Origin of the sequence: Henriciella mobilis (genome assembly GCF_003576315.1) — a bacterium.
GTDB lineage: Bacteria > Pseudomonadota > Alphaproteobacteria > Caulobacterales > Hyphomonadaceae > Henriciella > Henriciella mobilis.
The window spans coordinates 210,776-228,209 of sequence record NZ_QWFZ01000003.1 but is presented as its reverse complement, the minus strand read 5'-3'; the positions used below and the strand labels follow the sequence as shown (position 1 = coordinate 228,209).

At 60.8% G+C, this 17,434-nt stretch carries 20 protein-coding genes and 4 tRNA genes; 12 read left to right on the top strand and 12 right to left on the bottom strand.

Annotation, left to right across the window (positions count from 1 at the left end):
* Entirely contained in the window at positions 1 to 1,830 is a 1,830-nt protein-coding gene (gene mnmD / locus D1227_RS01105; RefSeq protein WP_119403490.1) for a tRNA (5-methylaminomethyl-2-thiouridine)(34)-methyltransferase MnmD, read from the bottom strand.
* Positions 1,831 to 1,926: 96 nt separating this feature from the next.
* Between mnmD and D1227_RS01100 the strand changes: the two genes are divergently transcribed.
* The 4 genes from D1227_RS01100 (at position 1,927) to D1227_RS01085 (ending at position 3,238) form a co-directional block, all read left to right on the top strand.
* The gene (locus D1227_RS01100) at positions 1,927 to 2,130 is read left to right on the top strand and encodes a CsbD family protein (RefSeq protein WP_119375365.1); all 204 of its coding nucleotides are present in this window, start codon (positions 1,927 to 1,929) and stop codon (positions 2,128 to 2,130) included.
* Positions 2,131 to 2,210: 80 nt separating this feature from the next.
* The gene (locus D1227_RS01095; protein WP_119403489.1) at positions 2,211 to 2,498 is read left to right on the top strand and encodes a GNAT family N-acetyltransferase; all 288 of its coding nucleotides are present in this window, start codon (positions 2,211 to 2,213) and stop codon (positions 2,496 to 2,498) included.
* Positions 2,495 to 2,770 carry a GNAT family N-acetyltransferase gene (locus tag D1227_RS01090; RefSeq protein WP_158586532.1) on the top strand — a complete coding sequence of 92 codons (276 nt, stop codon included), beginning with the start codon at positions 2,495 to 2,497 and terminating at the stop codon, positions 2,768 to 2,770. Before D1227_RS01095 ends, D1227_RS01090 begins: the two co-directional genes overlap by 4 nt.
* A gap of 15 nt (positions 2,771 to 2,785) precedes the next feature.
* Entirely contained in the window at positions 2,786 to 3,238 is a 453-nt protein-coding gene (locus tag D1227_RS01085) for a YcgN family cysteine cluster protein (protein ID WP_119403487.1), read from the top strand.
* 23 nt (positions 3,239 to 3,261) lie between these two features.
* Here the strand turns inward: D1227_RS01085 and D1227_RS01080 are convergent, their stop codons facing one another.
* Positions 3,262 to 4,290: a TraB/GumN family protein gene (locus D1227_RS01080; protein ID WP_119403486.1), complete on the bottom strand. Its 1,029-nt coding sequence runs from the start codon at positions 4,288 to 4,290 to the stop codon at positions 3,262 to 3,264.
* A 137-nt stretch (positions 4,291 to 4,427) separates the two neighbouring features.
* On the opposite strand from D1227_RS01080, the gene D1227_RS01075 reads away from it, so the two are divergent.
* Positions 4,428 to 4,504: transfer RNA gene (locus D1227_RS01075), tRNA-Arg, on the top strand.
* Positions 4,505 to 4,617: 113 nt separating this feature from the next.
* Here the strand turns inward: D1227_RS01075 and D1227_RS01070 are convergent.
* Complete coding sequence (locus D1227_RS01070) at positions 4,618 to 6,006, bottom strand: alginate export family protein (protein WP_119403485.1); 1,389 nt, start codon at positions 6,004 to 6,006, stop codon at positions 4,618 to 4,620.
* Between the two features lie 86 nt (positions 6,007 to 6,092).
* Complete coding sequence (locus D1227_RS01065) at positions 6,093 to 7,889, bottom strand: methyl-accepting chemotaxis protein (protein ID WP_119403484.1); 1,797 nt, start codon at positions 7,887 to 7,889, stop codon at positions 6,093 to 6,095.
* 475 nt (positions 7,890 to 8,364) lie between these two features.
* Between D1227_RS01065 and D1227_RS01060 the strand changes: the two genes are divergently transcribed.
* Positions 8,365 to 9,012, top strand: a complete 648-nt coding sequence (locus D1227_RS01060) for a TetR/AcrR family transcriptional regulator (protein WP_119403483.1) — start codon at positions 8,365 to 8,367, stop codon at positions 9,010 to 9,012.
* A gap of 5 nt (positions 9,013 to 9,017) precedes the next feature.
* Here the strand turns inward: D1227_RS01060 and D1227_RS01055 are convergent.
* A tRNA-Gly gene (locus D1227_RS01055) sits at positions 9,018 to 9,091 on the bottom strand.
* Between the two features lie 231 nt (positions 9,092 to 9,322).
* Positions 9,323 to 9,407 (bottom strand) — tRNA-Tyr (locus tag D1227_RS01050).
* 98 nt (positions 9,408 to 9,505) lie between these two features.
* Here D1227_RS01050 and rlmB point away from each other — a divergent pair.
* Positions 9,506 to 10,279, top strand: a complete 774-nt coding sequence (rlmB, locus tag D1227_RS01045) for a 23S rRNA (guanosine(2251)-2'-O)-methyltransferase RlmB (protein WP_119403482.1) — start codon at positions 9,506 to 9,508, stop codon at positions 10,277 to 10,279.
* Positions 10,276 to 11,145 (top strand): alpha/beta fold hydrolase, encoded by an 870-nt coding sequence (locus D1227_RS01040; protein ID WP_119403481.1) that lies wholly within the window; start codon positions 10,276 to 10,278, stop codon positions 11,143 to 11,145. Before rlmB ends, D1227_RS01040 begins: the two co-directional genes overlap by 4 nt.
* Positions 11,146 to 11,149: 4 nt before the next feature.
* Here D1227_RS01040 and D1227_RS01035 read toward each other — a convergent pair whose 3' ends face one another.
* Positions 11,150 to 11,674 (bottom strand): flavodoxin domain-containing protein, encoded by a 525-nt coding sequence (locus tag D1227_RS01035; protein WP_119403480.1) that lies wholly within the window; start codon positions 11,672 to 11,674, stop codon positions 11,150 to 11,152.
* A 177-nt stretch (positions 11,675 to 11,851) separates the two neighbouring features.
* On the opposite strand from D1227_RS01035, the gene D1227_RS01030 reads away from it, so the two are divergent.
* Positions 11,852 to 12,490, top strand: a complete 639-nt coding sequence (locus D1227_RS01030; protein WP_119403479.1) for a protein-L-isoaspartate(D-aspartate) O-methyltransferase — start codon at positions 11,852 to 11,854, stop codon at positions 12,488 to 12,490.
* A 4-nt stretch (positions 12,491 to 12,494) separates the two neighbouring features.
* Here D1227_RS01030 and D1227_RS01025 read toward each other — a convergent pair whose 3' ends face one another.
* A complete protein-coding gene (locus D1227_RS01025; protein ID WP_158586531.1) occupies positions 12,495 to 13,106 on the bottom strand; it encodes a trimeric intracellular cation channel family protein in 612 nt (203 codons plus the stop codon).
* Positions 13,107 to 13,331: 225 nt separating this feature from the next.
* Between D1227_RS01025 and thpD the strand changes: the two genes are divergently transcribed.
* Complete coding sequence (gene thpD / locus D1227_RS01020; protein ID WP_119403478.1) at positions 13,332 to 14,258, top strand: ectoine hydroxylase; 927 nt, start codon at positions 13,332 to 13,334, stop codon at positions 14,256 to 14,258.
* Positions 14,259 to 14,458: 200 nt separating this feature from the next.
* Complete coding sequence (locus D1227_RS01015; RefSeq protein ID WP_158586530.1) at positions 14,459 to 15,229, top strand: Crp/Fnr family transcriptional regulator; 771 nt, start codon at positions 14,459 to 14,461, stop codon at positions 15,227 to 15,229.
* A gap of 5 nt (positions 15,230 to 15,234) precedes the next feature.
* Here D1227_RS01015 and D1227_RS01010 read toward each other — a convergent pair.
* Positions 15,235 to 15,308: transfer RNA gene (locus D1227_RS01010), tRNA-Gly, on the bottom strand.
* Between the two features lie 114 nt (positions 15,309 to 15,422).
* Here D1227_RS01010 and D1227_RS01005 point away from each other — a divergent pair.
* Positions 15,423 to 16,370, top strand: a complete 948-nt coding sequence (locus tag D1227_RS01005) for a radical SAM protein (RefSeq protein WP_119403476.1) — start codon at positions 15,423 to 15,425, stop codon at positions 16,368 to 16,370.
* Here the strand turns inward: D1227_RS01005 and D1227_RS01000 are convergent, their stop codons facing one another.
* The 3 genes from D1227_RS01000 to D1227_RS00990 are packed head-to-tail and all read right to left on the bottom strand — an operon-like array spanning position 16,371 to position 17,413.
* A complete protein-coding gene (locus D1227_RS01000) occupies positions 16,371 to 16,745 on the bottom strand; it encodes a hypothetical protein (protein ID WP_119403475.1) in 375 nt (124 codons plus the stop codon).
* Positions 16,746 to 16,777: 32 nt separating this feature from the next.
* Complete coding sequence (locus D1227_RS00995) at positions 16,778 to 16,993, bottom strand: helix-turn-helix transcriptional regulator (protein WP_119375349.1); 216 nt, start codon at positions 16,991 to 16,993, stop codon at positions 16,778 to 16,780.
* Between the two features lie 12 nt (positions 16,994 to 17,005).
* Positions 17,006 to 17,413, bottom strand: coding sequence for a hypothetical protein (locus D1227_RS00990; protein ID WP_119375348.1), 408 nt, complete (start codon positions 17,411 to 17,413; stop codon positions 17,006 to 17,008).
* Between the last annotated feature and the right edge of the window lie 21 nt (positions 17,414 to 17,434).

The window sequence follows — 17,434 nt, the reverse complement described above, 5'->3', positions numbered from 1 at the left end:
CTAGCCGCCGCGCTTCAGGCGCCGCAGAACCTGTCGCATGGGCGATACCGCCCGAAGCGCTGACTGCGTCGCCGGGGCCGGTTCATCAAGGACCAGCCCAGCCAGGATTTCCCCAGCCCAGGGCCCCCAGGTGAAGCCCCGCGAGCCGAACCCGCCAGCAATCAGCAGGTGGCCGGCGAGCGGGGCATCGTCTTTTGGGGATTGCCCATGACGCACACCGTCAAAAACGTCGATCGCCCTCTCATAATCTGGAAGACGTCCGATCAGGGGCAGACGGTCCGGTGTCGTCGCCCTGACGCTGGCCCGGCTCGTGACCTGTCCTTTCCGCGCCTCATGCCACCAGTAAGGTGCCAGCGCGTCCAGGGCATCCATATTCGAAGCGCGCGCCGTTTCGCTTTCCTCAATCGAGCCACCCTCCCAGCGCTCGAACGTCGCCCCCCAGACACGCCTTCGCCCAAGCGCGATGGCGTAGTCTCCCGAAGCTGTGGCCGATGCGGGCGCGTCGACCTCAGTCTCTACGCACTCAACCTGGCCAAGCCGCCCTTCGATATCGAGCCACTTCATGAAAGCGCCAGCCGAGTGACCGGTCGCCAGAATGGTCGGAATATCGTCTTCGAGACCTTCCGGTTCGAGCCTTGTGTGGAATCGGCAATCTGCCCCTTCCAGCAGCGACGGTAGGAGCACATCCGGCTGCAGGATCAGCGCGCCCTTGTGCAGCAGGCCGCCGCCGGCCAGCGCTTCCAGATTCTCAAGTCCCAGAGGCGGGTCGGCGAGGACCTTCGAAATCCGTTCGGCTTCCTTCTCATCTTTCGGCCGGTGGGCCACCGTTGTCTCCCAGGCGCCCGGCCGTCCGGCAAAAAAGCGCCTGGCAGCGAGGTAGGCATCCACCAATAAGCGGGCCTGCACCGTGTCGCCTGCATCAAGCCGCGGCATGACGAGGGCGAGCGGGTTGCCGCTGGCGGCCTTGGCGGGACCGGGGGCTGCATCGATGACCTCGACCGCGATTCCACGGTCGAGAAGGATGCGGGCCGCGCACGCGCCAGCGATGCCTGCCCCGATAATTCTAACCTGCTGGGGCGCCTGACCCATGGGCCGCAGCCCATGGCTGTCGGCAGGCCGGTCGATATCGGCGGGCGCGCGCACTTCAAGGCGTTCGCGCTTGCGCCCGAAACCGGGTTTCTTCTCAACCTCGAAGCCTGCTGCCGACAAGCCGCGCCGAACGCCGCCAGCCACCGTGAACGTCGCCAGAAGCGCGCCTTCGCGGCAACGCTCACGCACATGCGGCCAGAGCGCTTCGCTCCACATGCGTTCATTCTTGGTGGGCGAGAATCCATCGAGGAACCAGGCGTCGGCGTGCAGTTCAGACTGCGGCAGTGTCTCGCAAATATCGCCGGTATGCAGCGTCAATGTGATCCGGTCCTCGGGCCAGACGATCCGCTGGACGCCGAACGCACGCTCAGGCCAGGCGTCAATCAGCTTGTCGCTGAAGGTCCGCAATTCCGGCCATGCGGCCAAGGCGCGGCGGGCATCCTCGGCATCCAGGGGAAAGCCTTCGAAGCTGACGAAATGAAGCCATTGATGAGGGTTTCGTGTCTGCTGCCAGAGCTGCCACGCCGCAAGGAAGTTGAGCCCGGTACCAAACCCAAGCTCGGCAACGGTGAAATTCGGTCGTGCGAGCCATCGTTCGGGCAGGCCGCACCCTTGAAGAAAGACCGCTCGGGTTTCTTCCAGGCCGTCGTGGCGTGAGAAATAGACATCCCCGACCCCGTCATCGGCAGGCGTTCCATCCTCTTTCCAGCTCAGCTTTGGTCTTGGCGGCAATCTGGTCATGGCCAGCCACCTAGCATGGCGAATGAATCTCGCGATAGCCGGAACCCGCCGCCCATCTGACCCGTTGTTGTAATTAGAATCGAAAGGAGGCCTAAAATGGCCAATGAAAAAGCCAAAGGAATTGGTAAGCAGGTAGAAGGCAAGATCAAGGAAGTCGCCGGCGTTGTAACCGGCAACCGGAAGCTCGAGGCTGAAGGCAAGCTCAAACAGGCCGAAGGCAAGGGCCAGGAAGCTGTCCAGGAGGTCAAGGACGAACTGGGTCTGTCTTCTGACGAAAAGAAGAAGCAGGACGAGGCCTGACCGGCGCAAGATCGCTTGCCATGGTCTGACTATTCATAATACCAGACTGCAATCGAAACGATTTGGTATTGCAGGCCCCGTTGAGCACATTTGAAATTCATCGCAGCGAAACCGATAGTGGCGGTCGCTACTCCGTATCCCTCGACGGCCACGTGGCCGAAATGACTTATTCCCGCGCTGGCGAGAGCATCATAATCATTGACCATACCGGCGTTCCTCAGGCGTTGGGCGGGCGGGGCATCGGGCAAGCCCTGGTGAAACGCGCTGTCGACGATGCCCGCGCCGAGGGCCGCAGAATTGTCCCGCTCTGTCCGTATGCGAAGGCGCAGATCGAGAAACACCCCGAATGGCAGGACGTACTGAGATGAGCGACCTCGTTCTCAAGGGTTCCGGGCAACGACTGACAGCAGATGTCGAAGGCCATGAGTTGGAAATTCGCTATGGCTGGGCGAAACCGGATGTGATGCGTGTCGACTTTGTCGGCGTGCCATCTGTTCTGGGCGGCAGGGGTCTTGGAACGAAACTCGTCGGCGCGCTGGTTGAAAAGGCGCGCCAGGATGGCTTTCAGCTTCTTCCGGTCTGCGGGTTTGCCAAGGTCCAGCTTCAGCGTCATCCTGAATGGCAGGACGTGGTCCATTAGACCGGGAGCTCGACGATGAGCCGGCCCTTCTGGGAAACGAAACAGCTGTCCGAGCTGACCAGAGAAGAATGGGAGTCACTCTGCGACGGCTGCGGCAAGTGTTGTCTGCTCAAGCTGGAAGACGAGGATACCGGCGAGGTGGCATATACGCGCCTTCACTGCCGGTTGTTCGATCCCGAGACCTGCAGCTGCTCAGATTATGAGAACCGCAAGGAGAAGGTCCCGGACTGCATCATCCTGACACCGCAAAGCGTATCGGACCTCAAATGGATGCCGAAGAGCTGCGCGTATCGAAGGATCAATGAAGGCCGGGGGCTGGCGGATTGGCACCATCTCGTCTGCGGGGATCGCAATCGCATCCATGAAAAGGGGCATTCCGTGCTCGGCCGCACTGTCAGTGAGGACAGCGTGCTCGAGGAAGACCAGATCAACTGGATCATCGACTGGGAAGGCAACCCGCCGGACTGACGCCCGGCGCGCCGGAACGGCGCTTACGGCCCCTCCACCTCATAGCCCTTGTCGCGCAGCATGGTGACGACGCTGTCTGGACCAGCCAGATGGCCGGCGCCGACAGCAACAAAAAAGGTGCCGGTTTCGTCGAGCATTGCCTCGATCTGCGGCACCCAGTTGCTGTTGCGCTTGATAAACAGCGCATCATAGATGCCCTCGCCGCCACCCGTGTCAGGATTGGCGACCAGTGTGCCGAGGCCCTCGACATCGCCATCGGCCCATTCATCCACGACCTGGTCGAGCATCAGCGTAGATTCGTCCAGCGTCAGTGCCGTCTCGTAGAGAAAGGTCTTCTGGACGTCTTCCGGCAGGGTGTCGAAGATATCGGCTTGCACGGCGGCTGTTTCGAGGAAGGCGAAGTTCTTGCCGTCATCCTTCGCGTCGGCGATGAGGACCTGTTCGACACCGGATTCCGGATCAAACCCTTCCGCCTGCAGGTGCGAGACCGACAGGGTGACCGCGACCATCCAGGGCTCCATCGGGTCGAGCGCGGCAATCGGCAGGCCGAGCGGCTCGAGCGCCGTTTCAAGGACGCTGAGGTCTTCATCGCTGAGTTGGCCGCTCAGCGTGCGGCCATCGCCGTAGAGACCGCGTTGCACGAAGTCCCGCATCACGGCCTGCTGGCCAGCTTCGCTTTCCATGTCGACTTCGAGAACCAGCGTATCGGCGCTGTCGAAAGCCGCGTCGAATTCGGGCGTGCGCCAGTCGAGATCCGGGCGCAGGATGTGGACCGTGCCGAACAGGTAGATCGTCGTGTCTTCGTCGGACAATGTCCACAGAGCTGGCTCGCCATTGCCAGACGTCTCGCGTGCCTCAGCCAGGGCGGCCTCATACTCTGCGATGATGTCCTCACGGTTGCGCCGCTCGGCCTGCTCGGTGCTGCCGGGTGCGTCAGTTGCGGCGGAGGCTGGTTCATCGCTGCTGGTCGAGGATGGATTGCAGCCTGCAAGCGTGAAGGCCAAGGCTGCGGCAGCGACGAGGCCGGCGTACGTTGAAAGTCCTGATTTCATGTCCGTGCAACTTCCTTCTCGAATGCCTTCGGATTGTCTGACGGTATTTTGCACAGACGCTCGAAAGGTAAAAGCTGAAACGGCGTGCTGGCGAGAGATTGCACCGTGAGCCAGCTTCGCTTACAGGGTGGCTCAACGCACCTATAGCTCAGCTGGATAGAGCGCTGCCCTCCGAAGGCAGAGGTCACAGGTTCGAATCCTGTTAGGTGCGCCATTCCTTTCGGCTGCCGCCCGTCATCCCTTTCGAGACAAAAAAAGCCTGCGAGGCCAGGGCCGCGCAGGCTTTAGATGATGAAGTTACCGGTTTCGCCGAGGCGAATCCGGGATCTAGAAGTGAATGTAGAAGTCTACGTAGCCGTAGTGGGTATCGCTCGTGTCCTGGACGTTCGGTGCATCTTTCAGGAAGCTGCCCTTGTTCAGGACGGCGCCGCCAATATCCATCTGCAGGAAGTCCGGGACGATCCAGTAGCGCAGCCGGGCTTCAACCTGGTTGGCACCGAAATCGCCGCTGCTTCCGCTCGCGTCGCGAATACCCGTCTTGGCGAAGCTGTCGGTTTCCTCGTCAAGCCAGACGCTGTGGGCCGAGATAAAGCCGTCGAGACGTTTGGAAGGCTTGAATTCGAACCGGACGCCAAGATCGCGGATATTGTTTCGGCTCAGCGGTCCGAAAAGGGAAGAGGATGGGCCCCATTCCCCGCGGCGGATGCCAAAAAGCGTGTCGAAACGGTTGAAATCCGAGGAGTCCGGATCGTCACCGCTGGCAATGTTCCCGACGAGTGCAACGCGCGGCTTGATCGAGGTGTCGAAGGTGTAACCGACTTCTGCGGCGATCGTGTAAGCCGACACGTCGACTTGCGGTGCGGCCGCAGCCGAGGATGTGCGAATGTCACCGGTCTGCCAGGCGCCTTCGAACTCATAGTCGAAAAGACCTGTGCCCTGGTCGGAGTAAATCCGCGCACCAGGCGTCAGTAGGTGACGGTTCCTCGTCGCACGGTCAGAGCGGTCATCCTCGTCGAGGCCGTAGAAATAGAGTTCGACAGTGCTGCGTTCGTTGACGGCCGGCGTGGAGAAGAACGCGCCCCAGAAGCGCAGGTCGTCGCCTTCGCGGTCCCACTCGGTCTCATTGTCGAGCAGTTCGCTCTTTGCCGAGGGCAGGCGCTGTTGCGGCAGCGTATAGAAGGCCGTGAACTTCTGCTTGCCGGCACCTTTCCAGTCCGCCTTGACGCCGGTAAAGCCGTTGCCCGTGTTGCGGAAGCCCGGTGTGGCGGCCAGGCGCTTGGATCCTAGATTCATCGTGAAACGGCCGGCTGTCAGCTCCGTGCTTGTTCCGGCGCCGGCGAAGTCCCCCAGCTCAGCAGTGACATAGGCCTGGAGAAGTTCGAACGTGTTCACTTCGGCCGTCGAGAGCGGCGTGTCGGTATCGGCGTCATAAGCGCGAGAATCCTGCAACGTTCCGCCAAAACGGAAGCTGCCGGCATCGTATTCAGCGTTGATGAGCGTGCGGAAGCTCACAAGGCTGTCTTCGGTCGCGCCGCTGGAGCGGAAGGCGCCATCAAAGCCTTCGAACCGGGTGCGGAAGGAGCCGTCGATCTTGAAGGCGTCGGAACCGAACGTTTTCTGAAGACTCGGCGCAGAATTCTCCTGAGCCTGGGCAAAGGGGCCCACTGTCGCGGCGCTGGCGCAAGCCAGAGCCGCGAGGATATGGTGTCTTTTCATTGTTATTTCCTTTGGGGTGAGCCGTCCTGGCTCTGAGCTTTTCAAGAAGAGTTCAGGGTTGCAGGAAGCGCGCGGCTCGTGCCCGCTTACCCGCCGACCACGCGCTTGCCACCCGTTGCGGCGACGCTTGTGGTCTGCTGGCGTGCATTGATCGAGTGGATTGCACTCACGCTGGATTGCTCACGCAGCGAGAACTGCGAAACCAGCTGTGCCAGGCTGTCGGCAGAACTCGCCAGGTTGCGGGCAGCAGCAGTGCTTTCCTCGACCATGGCGGCATTGTTCTGCGTAACCATCTCGACATTGCTCATCGAGCGGTTGGTTTCCTTGAGATTGTGCGACTGCTGTTCAGCCTTCGTGCTGATCTGCTCGACCAGGGCGGAGACACTGCTGATCCGCTCATTGATGCGTTCAAAGGCAGCGCCTGTCTTGCGCACCATGTCTGCACCATTCGCGACCTGGTTGCTGCTGGTCTGGATGAGGCCCTTGATGTCCTTGGCGGCATCGGCAGAGCGTTGGGCCAAGGCGCGAACCTCGTTGGCGACGACGGCGAAGCCGCTGCCAGCGTCGCCGGCACGGGCTGCTTCCACGCCTGCGTTCAGGGCCAGCAGGTTGGTCTGGAAGGCGATGCCGTCGATGACAGCAATGATCTGCTCTATCTTCTCAGTCGATTCTTCGATGCTGGTCATGGCGTGGACCGCCTGCTTGACGACGGCGCCGCCATCCTTGGTTTCGGCCATGGCTTCAGCAACGTTGCGGTCAGCCTCGGCGGCGCTGCCGGCCGTCTCGCTGAGCGTCGAGGAGATCTCGTTGATCGCCTCGGCAATGCGGGCCATGTCGCCCGCATGATGCTCGGTGCGCTGGGCCAGGTCGTCGGAGGCCGAGCTGATCTCGTTCGAGCCGATGCGGATCGAATGCGCAGACTCGGCAACCGAAGAAAGCGTATCGTGCAGCTGGTTGATCGTGCGATTGAAGTCTTCGCGCAGACCGGCATAGTTTTCGCCAAGCTGGCCGAGTTTGACGGTCAGGTCGCCGCGAGACATCCGCTGCAGGCATTCGCCGACCTGCTGGGCCATTTCGATCATTTCCGCATCCGACTGGCGTTTGGCGCGGCTGGTATCGCGAAGCTGGACGGCTGCGCGAGCCAGTTCACCGACATCGTCATTCCGCTCTGCGTGCTGGATTTCGATATCAAGGTCGCCAGCGAGGACTTTCTTGATTGAGCCGCTGATGGCGTCGAGCTCGCTCGAAATCGCCTTTTTGATGACCCGCGCGATCACGAAGGAGCTCAGGCCTGCCAGGATCGCAATCAGGATTGTGATGCCCATGATGGTCGTGGAAAGGCTTTCCTGAGCCACGGCGATCGCGGCTGACTTTGCAATGACCGGATCGCGGATCTCCTCGATGCTGGCGTCAACGATATCGCCCTTCTCCATAATGCGGTTGACGCCTTCGACGCCGGTATTGCCGGACCCGATCACCTGATTGACCGTGGCGACGTAAACATCGGCCGCTTTGCTGACGACGAGAAGCTGGGCTTGCTCGGACTGACCCAGCTTGGCCTGAGCTTCGGCTACCGCCTGACGGAAGTCGGTCACATTGCCTTCATAGTCGGCCTTGGTTTCTTCGTTCTGCAGCAGTGCGTAGCGAAACACGTCACGCTCGAGGGACGCAAAATCCTTCTCCAGCAGCGCAGAAGACAGCGCCTGCCCGGCGAGATCGTTGTCTTTCTGGATCATGCCTAGACTGACATAGGAGCCGCCCGCCAGAACTGCGACAAGGCAGAAGCTGAGCAGGATGGCCGAACCGGCCTGGAAGCCCAGCCGCTGATTGATGGATTTTGACTTCAGCCAATAACCCAGACTAAAAAACTTCAGAAACCGCATGATCGGCTATCCCTCAATTAGAGCCGTAGTTCACCATCTGGCAGTCATCCAGGACCATGCGGTTTGGATTTTGCAAATAGACGGCACCCAGAATTGAATACTGATGCTCGATTATGACCGGTAAGTAATTTAATGGTTAAATCGCCTGCGTGCGATTGTGCTAAATGCAGCTCTATCACCCAGTTATGACAGGCAATACTGGCGTTTCCGCAGCGACCGGTGGCTCGAAAATTTTCGCACCTTCGCTTCGGCGGATGATGTAATCCCACGGGTTTTTACTGTTCTTGTCACGTGATCATGCCTCAAGACTTTGTCGGTGTCTCGATGAACTTTTCAAGATTCCGATTCGCTCAAGACAAGCTTTGCAGGGAATTGCCTGACGCCGGATGCATCTGCTGGCACGATAAGACTAGTCATTCTAGCGTGTTGGCCTAGGCTCTCCGGGACGGGCAATCCTTAGTTGGAGGAGGGTGACATGGCAGATTTTGGCGAGCAGGTTTCGCGCAAGGCTGCCATTCTGGACGCAGCAGAAGCGCTGTTTGCCGAGCATGGCTACGACGCTGTCACGCTGCGCGCAATCGCGGCCCGCGCGGGAGTCGATGTCGCGCTGGCGAACTACCACTTTGGCCGCAAGCATGAATTGTTCGAGAAGACCTTCCAGCGCCGCGCCGATCTTCTCAATGCCTGGCGGCTCGATGCGCTCAGGGCCTGCCAGGCAAAGGCTTCACCGGGCCAGCCGGGCGTGCGCGACATCATCGATGCCTATCTGCGTCCTTTGCTGACGGGCCCGCATCTCAGCGATCCGGGCTGGCGCAACTATTATGGGATGGTCGCCTATGTGAACAGTTCGACGGTCTGGGGCGGGCAGCTGATGACCCGCTTCTTTGATCCGGCGATCCGCGAGTTCATCAAGGCGCTACGCGCGGCGCTCCCGGATGCGTCCGATGATGCGATCTATTGGGGATATCACTGCCTCTCCGGCGCTCTGACGCTGGCCTTCGCCCAGACCGGGCGACTTGACCACCTGTCGGGCGGCAAGGTCTGTTCGACTGATCTGGAAGGTGGCTACCGGCAAATGGTGGACTTCATAACCGCCGGTTTCGAACGCATCGCTGTGAAATGAGGTGTTGGAGCGGATAGCGGGAATCGAACCCGCATCCTCAGCTTGGAAGGCTGCTGCACTACCATTGTGCTATATCCGCGCTCCGAGCGGCAGGAGATACTTGGTGGGGCGTCGCGATGCAAGAGCTGAGCGTGGGAGTATGGCAGTGAGGGGCGTTTCTCCGATGACGAGCGAGCAGTCCTGAGCGCGATCCATGTGAGGCGCGCAGCGGTGATACGGGATCAAAAGGAAAAAGCCCCGGCCGGGGCATTCATTCCGCAAAATCAGTCTACCGGACTGATTGTCGGCCCGCAGGGCCACCCGGAATGAATGGTGGAGGGGACAGGATTCGAACCTGTGTACGCTATGCGGGCAGATTTACAGTCTGCTGCCTTTAACCACTCGGCCACCCCTCCAGAGGGTTGTCCTGAGGCGACTGGATTGACGCCCCCGGATCATCGCGCCAAATGCCTGCAACAGCAGTCACCTGCGCACCGAAGCGCGCTTTATAGGGATGAAGCCTATTCCACGCAACCATGAGAAACGCCGATTTGCAGCAGGCTCTGCAGCCGACCCGAACGGGCCAGTCTGGCTATGGGGGCAGCATGCGGTCGAGGCGGCCCTGGCAAACACCAATCGGGAAATCCTGCGCTGCGTCGCAACCGAGAATGCCGCGCGCCGGGTCGGGCTTTCGCAGGCCGAAACACTCGACCCCAAGGCGCTCGACAAGCTCTTGCCGCCGGGGGCTGTGCATCAGGGGCTGGCCGTCAGGGTGAAGCCGCTTGAGGCCGCTTCGCTGGATGATGTCCTTGCCCGGCCTGAGCTGCCAAGGCGTCTGTGCGTGCTCGACCAGATATCGGACCCGCACAATCTTGGCGCCATTTTCCGGTCGGCGGCAGCCTTTGGCGTTGATGGACTCATCCTTCAGACGCGGCACACGCCTGCGATCACCGGCGTGGCGGCCAAGGCGGCTGCGGGCGCTATCGAGACAGTGCCCGAAATCCGCGTGGTCAACATTGCGCGGGCGATCGATCAGCTGGGTGAGGCCGGTTACCACACCGTAGGGCTCGCGGGAGAGGGGGTGGAAACCATCTCCGCCGCCGTCCACCGGGCGGGCCGGGTGGCTTTTGTCATGGGCGCAGAGGGTTCAGGCCTCAGGCCAGCCGTCGCCAAGGCCTGCGCGACGCTGGCGCGGATTCCGATGACACCGGGCATGGAAAGCCTCAACGTCTCCAACGCCGCAGCCATTGCCTTCTACGAGGCAATGCGCCAAGAAACCGGCGCATGACACTGCACGGACCTGTTTCACACACATATTTTTCGCAACGCCTCAAGCTTCACTATGTCGATTGGGGCAATGAGAGCGCACCGCCCCTCCTGCTCGTCCATGGCGGGCGGGACCACTGCCGCAGCTGGGATTGGGTAGCCGAAGAGCTGCGCCATGACTGGCACGTCATCGCGCCGGACCTGCGCGGCCATGGCGACAGTGCCTGGTCGCCCGAAGGCAACTACAACATGCAGGCCTACATCTACGATCTGGCGCAGCTGATCCACCAGCTGAAGCTTGCGCCGGTCACGATCGTGTCGCACTCGCTCGGCGGGAATATCTGCCTTCGCTACACGGGGCTCTATCCTGAGAACGTCAGGAAGCTCGTCGCCATTGAGGGCCTCGGCCCGAGTCCGAACATGATTGCCGAGCGTGAGAAGACGCCCTGGCAGGACCGGTTCCGAAAGATGATCGAGGACAAGCGAGCCCTGTCCGGGCGCCAGCCAAAACGCTATGAGAGCCTCGAGCAGGCCTATGCCCGGATGAAGGAGGAGAACAGCTTCCTGTCCGAAGAGCAGGCCCGGCACCTCACCATCAACGGGATCGCCCGTAACGAGGACGGAACCTATTCCTGGAAGTTCGACAACTATCTACGCGTCTGGAATTCCGTCGACATCACACTCGAGCAGATCCATGAACTCTGGTCGTCCATCACCTGTCCGACGCTTTTGCTTTACGGCGAGAAGAGCTGGGCATCGGATCCGTTAAAGGATGGGCGGTCGAAGTACTTCCGCAATGCTGCGGTTAAACTCTTCCCCGATGCGGGCCACTGGCTTCATCATGACCAGTTCGACCTGTTCATGAAGACGTTGCGGGACTTCCTCTAGGGCCTCAATCCAGCCAGCTATCCAGCCAGGCGCCGAGATCTTCCCAGTCCGTGTATTCCTTGTCTTTGCCCGTATCGGCATCCGGATCTTTCGCTGCGATAATCCTTTTCATGATCAGGCGCGTGAAGATGTCGTACTCGGATGGCATGTACGCACCCGCAACATGTTTGCAGGCCTTGGGCTGCCAGCCCGTGGCTTCGCGGAAATCGTCCAGGATGTGATCCAGGCTTCTCCAGTCGTCGGCATCGTGACCGGCTGCAGCCAACGACACCGATATAAACCGGGTCGGGAGGGCATTCAGCTTTTCGGTATTGTCTGAAACGAATTTGATCAGCGCCTTCGGATAGTGGCCAACATGAATCGGGGCTGCCAGCAGGATGGCGTCAAACCGCTCCAGCCCGATCTCGCTCGCGTCTCGCAACGCCAGCAGCTCAACCGCATGCCCCTCATCGGCAGCCCGGTCGGCGAGAAACCTGGCAATCGTCCGGGTTTGTCCTTCCTTGGTGGCATAACCAATCAGAAGCTTCATGGTTCGGACTCCTCGCGCCTAAATCCAGGTTCAGCGCGAAAAGCCCTAGCCCTGAAGCAAGCGCTCCAAAATCCGGGAAAATACGCATCCGGGCGACCTCCGGGCATTGCGCGGCTTGTCGGTCCGGCCACTACCCCCGTTCGGCCACATGCGGCATACTGGCGTGTGGGAGGCGAGATGACCGATTTCGATGGCCTTCGGAGCCGAATGGTGGAGACCCAGCTCAAATCGCGCGGAATATCCGATGAGCGCGTGCTGGAGGCCATGGCGACTGTGCCGCGCGAGGCCTTCCTGCCCGATACGGGCCGTCTCGACGCCTATGAGGACCGTCCGCTCCCGATCGGTGGCGGACAGACCATCTCCCAGCCCTATATCGTTGCGCTGATGGCAGAGCTCGCCGATATCGAGCCGGGCGCCCGCGTGCTCGATGTCGGCCTCGGCTCGGGATACTCCGCGGCGGTCCTGGCAGAAATGGGCGCGGAGGTGTTCGCGATCGAGCGGCGCGGCGACCTTGCCCGGCGGGCCGAAAAGACGCTGCGCCGCCTCGGATATTTGCAGGTGACCTGCCGCACAGGCGATGGAACGCTCGGCTGGCCCGAGGCAGCTCCTTTCGATGCGATTCTTGTTGCTGCGGCTGGTCCGGTCACGCAAGCGCTTCGCGAACAGTTGAAAATAGGCGGGCGCCTGATCATCCCGGTCCCGGTTGGCGCGGGGCATCAGGAATTGCAGCGGATCACGCGCCGCTCGGAAACGGCGTGGGATACCGAGACCATTGGCGGGGTCAGCTTTGTTCCGTTGCTAAGCGGGGAATCCTGACGGCTCAGCCTTTCGCGCGCGGCAGGGACAGGCCGAACAGGATCGCACCGGCGCGAAGCATGAACGCCGTCGTCATGCCAGCCGCAAAGGCAATCGTTTCCCCGAGGCCAAGGCTGGCGGCGCCGAAATAGACCAGAGACCCGGCGAGCGCGCAGGTCGCATACAGCTCCCCGTCCTTCAGCACCAGCGGCTCCTCATTGGCCACGACGTCGCGGATCAGCCCGCCTGCGCTGGCTGTCATTGCGCCCATGATCAAGACAACGAGGAAACCGTGGCCGAGCGCCATGGCTTTCGCCGCACCGGACACGGCAAATAGCGACATGCCGACCGCGTCCGGCCAGCGAAGCGCCCGGAAGCGGCTGACGAAGCGATAGAAGAAGAAGGCCGCAAGCCCGCCCGCTACAGCCAGTAGCAGCGTCACGGTGTCGTTAAGCCAGAAGACTGGCTCATCGAGGATGATGTCCCGCAGCGTGCCGCCGCCAATGGCGGGCAGGAAGGCGAGGACGATCACGCCCAGAAAGTCCATCTGTTTGCGCACGGCGAGAACCCCGCCGGAAATGGCGAAGACGAAAACACCGATCCGGTCGGCCAGCGAGAGAAGCAAGTCAGGGCTCATGGGCGGCTTATGCATGACGGGCCGCCCTGCCGTCCATCCTCATGGTTCACGGCCGATCTCTTAACCGAGATTATCTGTGCGTGCGGTTTCTGTTTTTGCTTGCAACTCATTGGTGTGTCCGTGCGTAGGGGGCCGCGACGGATGACGAACGAGAATCCGTTCTTGAGTTGAGGCAGAGCCGGTCCCGGAAATACCGGCATCAGAACAGAGGAAATAGCAACTGACATGCAACAGGTAGGAAAGGATCTTTACCAGACCCGACTGGCCGGCAGCCCGCAGCGCATCGCTCGCCAGGAACCGGTCGTCCACAATGGCGACTGGAGCGGGGCCCCGTTGAACCGCGATGCGCTAGCCGCGTTCGAGCGCGACGGCTTTCTGGTCCTCGAAAACGTCTTCTCGCCCCGCGAAGTCGAGCAGATGCGTTCGACCGCCGAGGCGATGCGCGCTCACCCCGCCAGCCTGGCGCGGGAAACCGTCATCAGCGAGCCGGATGCAGGGGCGGTGCGCTCGGTATTTGCACCCCATCGTCAAAGCGACGAATTCGACCTTATCTCGCGCGATCCGCGCCTGGCAGGTCTCGCCCGATTCATTCTCGATGATGAGGTCTACATCCATCAGTCGCGCCTGAACTACAAGCCGGCTTTCACCGGCAAGGAATTCTACTGGCATTCGGATTTTGAAACCTGGCATGCGGAGGATGGCATGCCACGGATGCGGGCGCTTTCGATGTCCGTGATGTTGACCGACAACCATCCGCAGGCCGGGCCCGTCATGTTCGTCCCTGGCAGCCAGAAGCAGTTCATCGCCTGTGTCGGCGAGACGCCGGATGAAAATTACAAGTCTTCCTTGAAACGTCAGAGAACGGGAATCCCGGACAGGGCGTCGATTTCAGCCATGGTCGAGGCCGGTGGCATTGAGGCACCTGCGCCCAAGGCCGGATCGGTCGTGATTTTTGACTGCAACACGCTGCACGCCTCAAGTGGGAACATCACACCATTCGAGCGGATGAACGCGTTTTTCGTCTTCAATGCGTGGTCCAATCGGCTGGAGCAGCCCTTTTCTGCGTCCAGACCCCGCCCGGAACACATCGCGCACAGACGGGTCGATGGGCCACTCAGGCCGATCACGCGCGGTCAGTGGGACATAAGCTGACAGCGGCCTGCATCCGCGAAAATACTAAATGCCGGCAAGGAACTAGCGCTTCCTGCCGGCTTTTTCTTGCGCGAAACGGCCCTCGAATTGCCCAGAAATCGCCCGGAACTATTTCCCTGATGGATCGTCACTATAGCGAGCTGATGGAAAGCAGCAGGGCCCTGAATTCCTTGCTGATTTAGCCGCAAATGAGAAGACTGATGACACTTTCGGGACCAGAATATGTAGAGCCGTGCGAGCAGGCAGACAGCTGCCTGGCGGAAAAGCTGCGCACGCTTGCGCCTATTACAGAAGAGCAGGCGGGCCTGATGGCCGACCTTGAGCGCAATCGCAATGAAGCCAGGTCCGGTGATGTGATCGTCGAGGCCGGAGCGCCGTGCAACGACCTCTTCGTCCTCAAGAAAGGCTGGCTGATTTCGGAGTCGTTCAGCTCGGGCGGCCAGAGGACCATTGTGCGTGTTCACCTTCCTGGCGACATCATCGGTTCCTCCCAGGTGCCGTATGCTGCGACCCCTTATCGAATCATTGCCCGGTCGGACGCGATTTTGTGTCCCTTCCCGCGCAAGAACATGTCAAACCTGCTGGAGCGCTCGCCAAGGCTCGCGTCCTTGCTTCTGACGATCGCGATGATCGAGAGCGCCGAACAGGAGGACCGTGCCTCGGTGTTCCGGCGCAACAGCGCGGTGGCAAAACTTGCCCTCTTTGCGCAGCAGACCTTTGGCCGCCTGAAGCTGATGAACCCGCTCCTGCGCGACAGCTTCCACTGTCCGCTGAACCAGACCGATATCGGCGATGTTGTCGGCATGACCAGTGTGCATGTCAGCCGGACGTTCTCGCGGCTGGAGGAAGAGGGCGCCCTGAAGCGGCATGGTTCACTGATCCGCCTGATCGATGAGGACGAGCTGTCGGCATGCTCAGGCTATATAGACCGGTATGACCAGCTGGATCTCAGCTGGATTCCGGAAAAATAGGCGGCTGGAGCGGGTGAAGGGAATCGAACCCTCGTCTTAAGCTTGGGAAGCTTCTGCTCTACCATTGAGCTACACCCGCGACGGCGAGCATGCTTTGCCACGGCGGTTGGCTGCGTCAAGCTGAATCACATCTGTGTCATCGCCTGCGTGCAGCCGCTTGCCTTGCGCGGTCGTGCGCATAGTCTCGCGGGCCATGGCGCATACGACCCTGATTCAGCAGAAGTTCCACGATCCCTTTGTGACCGCCAAGGGTGAAACGCGCGGCAGCGTCGACTGGCGCGGGCTCAAGACGCTCTGGCTCAACACCGGGACGCTCTGCAATATCGCTTGCCGCAATTGCTATATCAAAAGTTCGCCAACCAATGACGATCTGGCCTATCTGACGCTGGGCGATGTCATGCCCTTCCTCGATGAGATCGATGCGCTCGGCGATGGCACGAAGGAAATCGGGATCACGGGTGGTGAGCCGTTCATGTGCCCGGACATTCTGGCGATCATGGAGGCGATCCTCTCACGCGGCCACAGGCTGCTGCTGCTGACAAATGCAATGCGCCCGATGATGCGCCCGCGCATCCGAGAGGGCCTGCTCGCCCTGAAAGCGCGCTTTGGCGGGCAGATGACGCTGCGCGTTTCGATGGATCATTACCTGGAGGCGCCGCACGATGAGGAGCGCGGGACCGGTTCATTCGCGGCAGCGCTTGAGGGGCTTTCCTGGCTGGCTGGCGAGGGCTTCCGCATCGCAATTGCGGGCCGGCAGGCGCTGAGCGATGACGATGCGCAAGCCCGCGCGGGCTATGGGGCGCTGATCGGGCGGTTTGGACTGGGTATCGATCCGTCGGACGCCCGTCAGCTTGTCCTGTTTCCCGAAATGATCGAAGGCGACGACCCGCCTGAGATCACCACCGCCTGCTGGAGCATCCTGAATATCGATCCGTCCGACATGATGTGCGCAAGCCAGCGCATGATCGTGAAGCGGCAAGGGGCGGCAAGACCGGTCGTGACCGCCTGCACGCTTCTGCCCTATGACTCGCAATTCGAGCTTGGCGAAACGCTGTCGGAGGCGACGGCAGCGCCTGTCCAGCTCAACCATGCCTGGTGCGCCAGCTTCTGCGTTCTTGGCGGCGGCAGCTGCTCGGCCTGATTAGCGCGCTTCCTCACACATCTTCTCAATGAGGGCGGTAGCGATACCCATCGGTTGGTCCTGTCCGGAGAAATCAACGCCCATGAGGGTCACCTGGCCGGTGGTTTCATCATAGAGAAAGCCAAGCCGTGCCGTTTTATAGGCACCGGCGAACATGATCTCGCCTTCGGCATAGACTTCCCTCGTGGTCTCTGTTTCGCCATTGTAGGCCGTCCAGCTGGTCGTGTTGTAGAAATTGTTCACGATCGTGCCGATGTCGTTCGACGGGCATTCGGCAAGACGTGCGTTTTTCACTTCGTCAATAATGCTTGGCCCGCCGCACGATGCGGCAAGCGCCAGAGCAGCGCTTGCCACAATCAGGTGTCTCGTAGTCATTTTTTCCTCCCCCGATTCCTCCGGGAGAAATTCTACTCGGCAGCCTTCTGATTGCCCACCCCGTCGAAGAAAACCTCCTCGATCGTCTTGCCGAACAGGCGGGCAATGGCGAATGCAAGTGGCAGGGACGGGTCGTACTTGCCGGTTTCGATGGCATTTACCGACTGGCGGGAGACGTCCAACTTTTCAGCCAGTGCCGCCTGACTCCATCCATGTTCAGCGCGCAGCGTGCGGATGATGTTTTCCATCGCTGACGCCTCTCACACTGTCTTGCCGAAGAGGTCGGGCAGGCAGGTTGCCAGTCCATAAGCCAGGAAGAAGGCAGGGCCGACCCAGAAGACTTCGAAATCGTCGATAACCTCGAACAATTGCATGAAGCCGATGACGAAGACGCCGGAAATGGTCAACGCGGCCCCGCGGGCAAAACCTTTGAGGTGCTTGATGCGGGTGTACTCGTCGGTCTCGCTCATCCAGCGGACAATCGCCCACAGAGCGATGCAGACTGGAATGGCCGTTGCAACCGCAATGCTGCCCGCAATCCATTTCGGCGTGGTTTCCTTGTCGACGATCCACGCCCCGGTGAGCACGATTGCGACGTAAGCGGCCATGGCAGGCCAGAATATGCGGTGATACCGCTTCTTGGCGGCGTTGAATCCGACTTGGGCCATGTTCAGTTTCCTTCAAGTTGT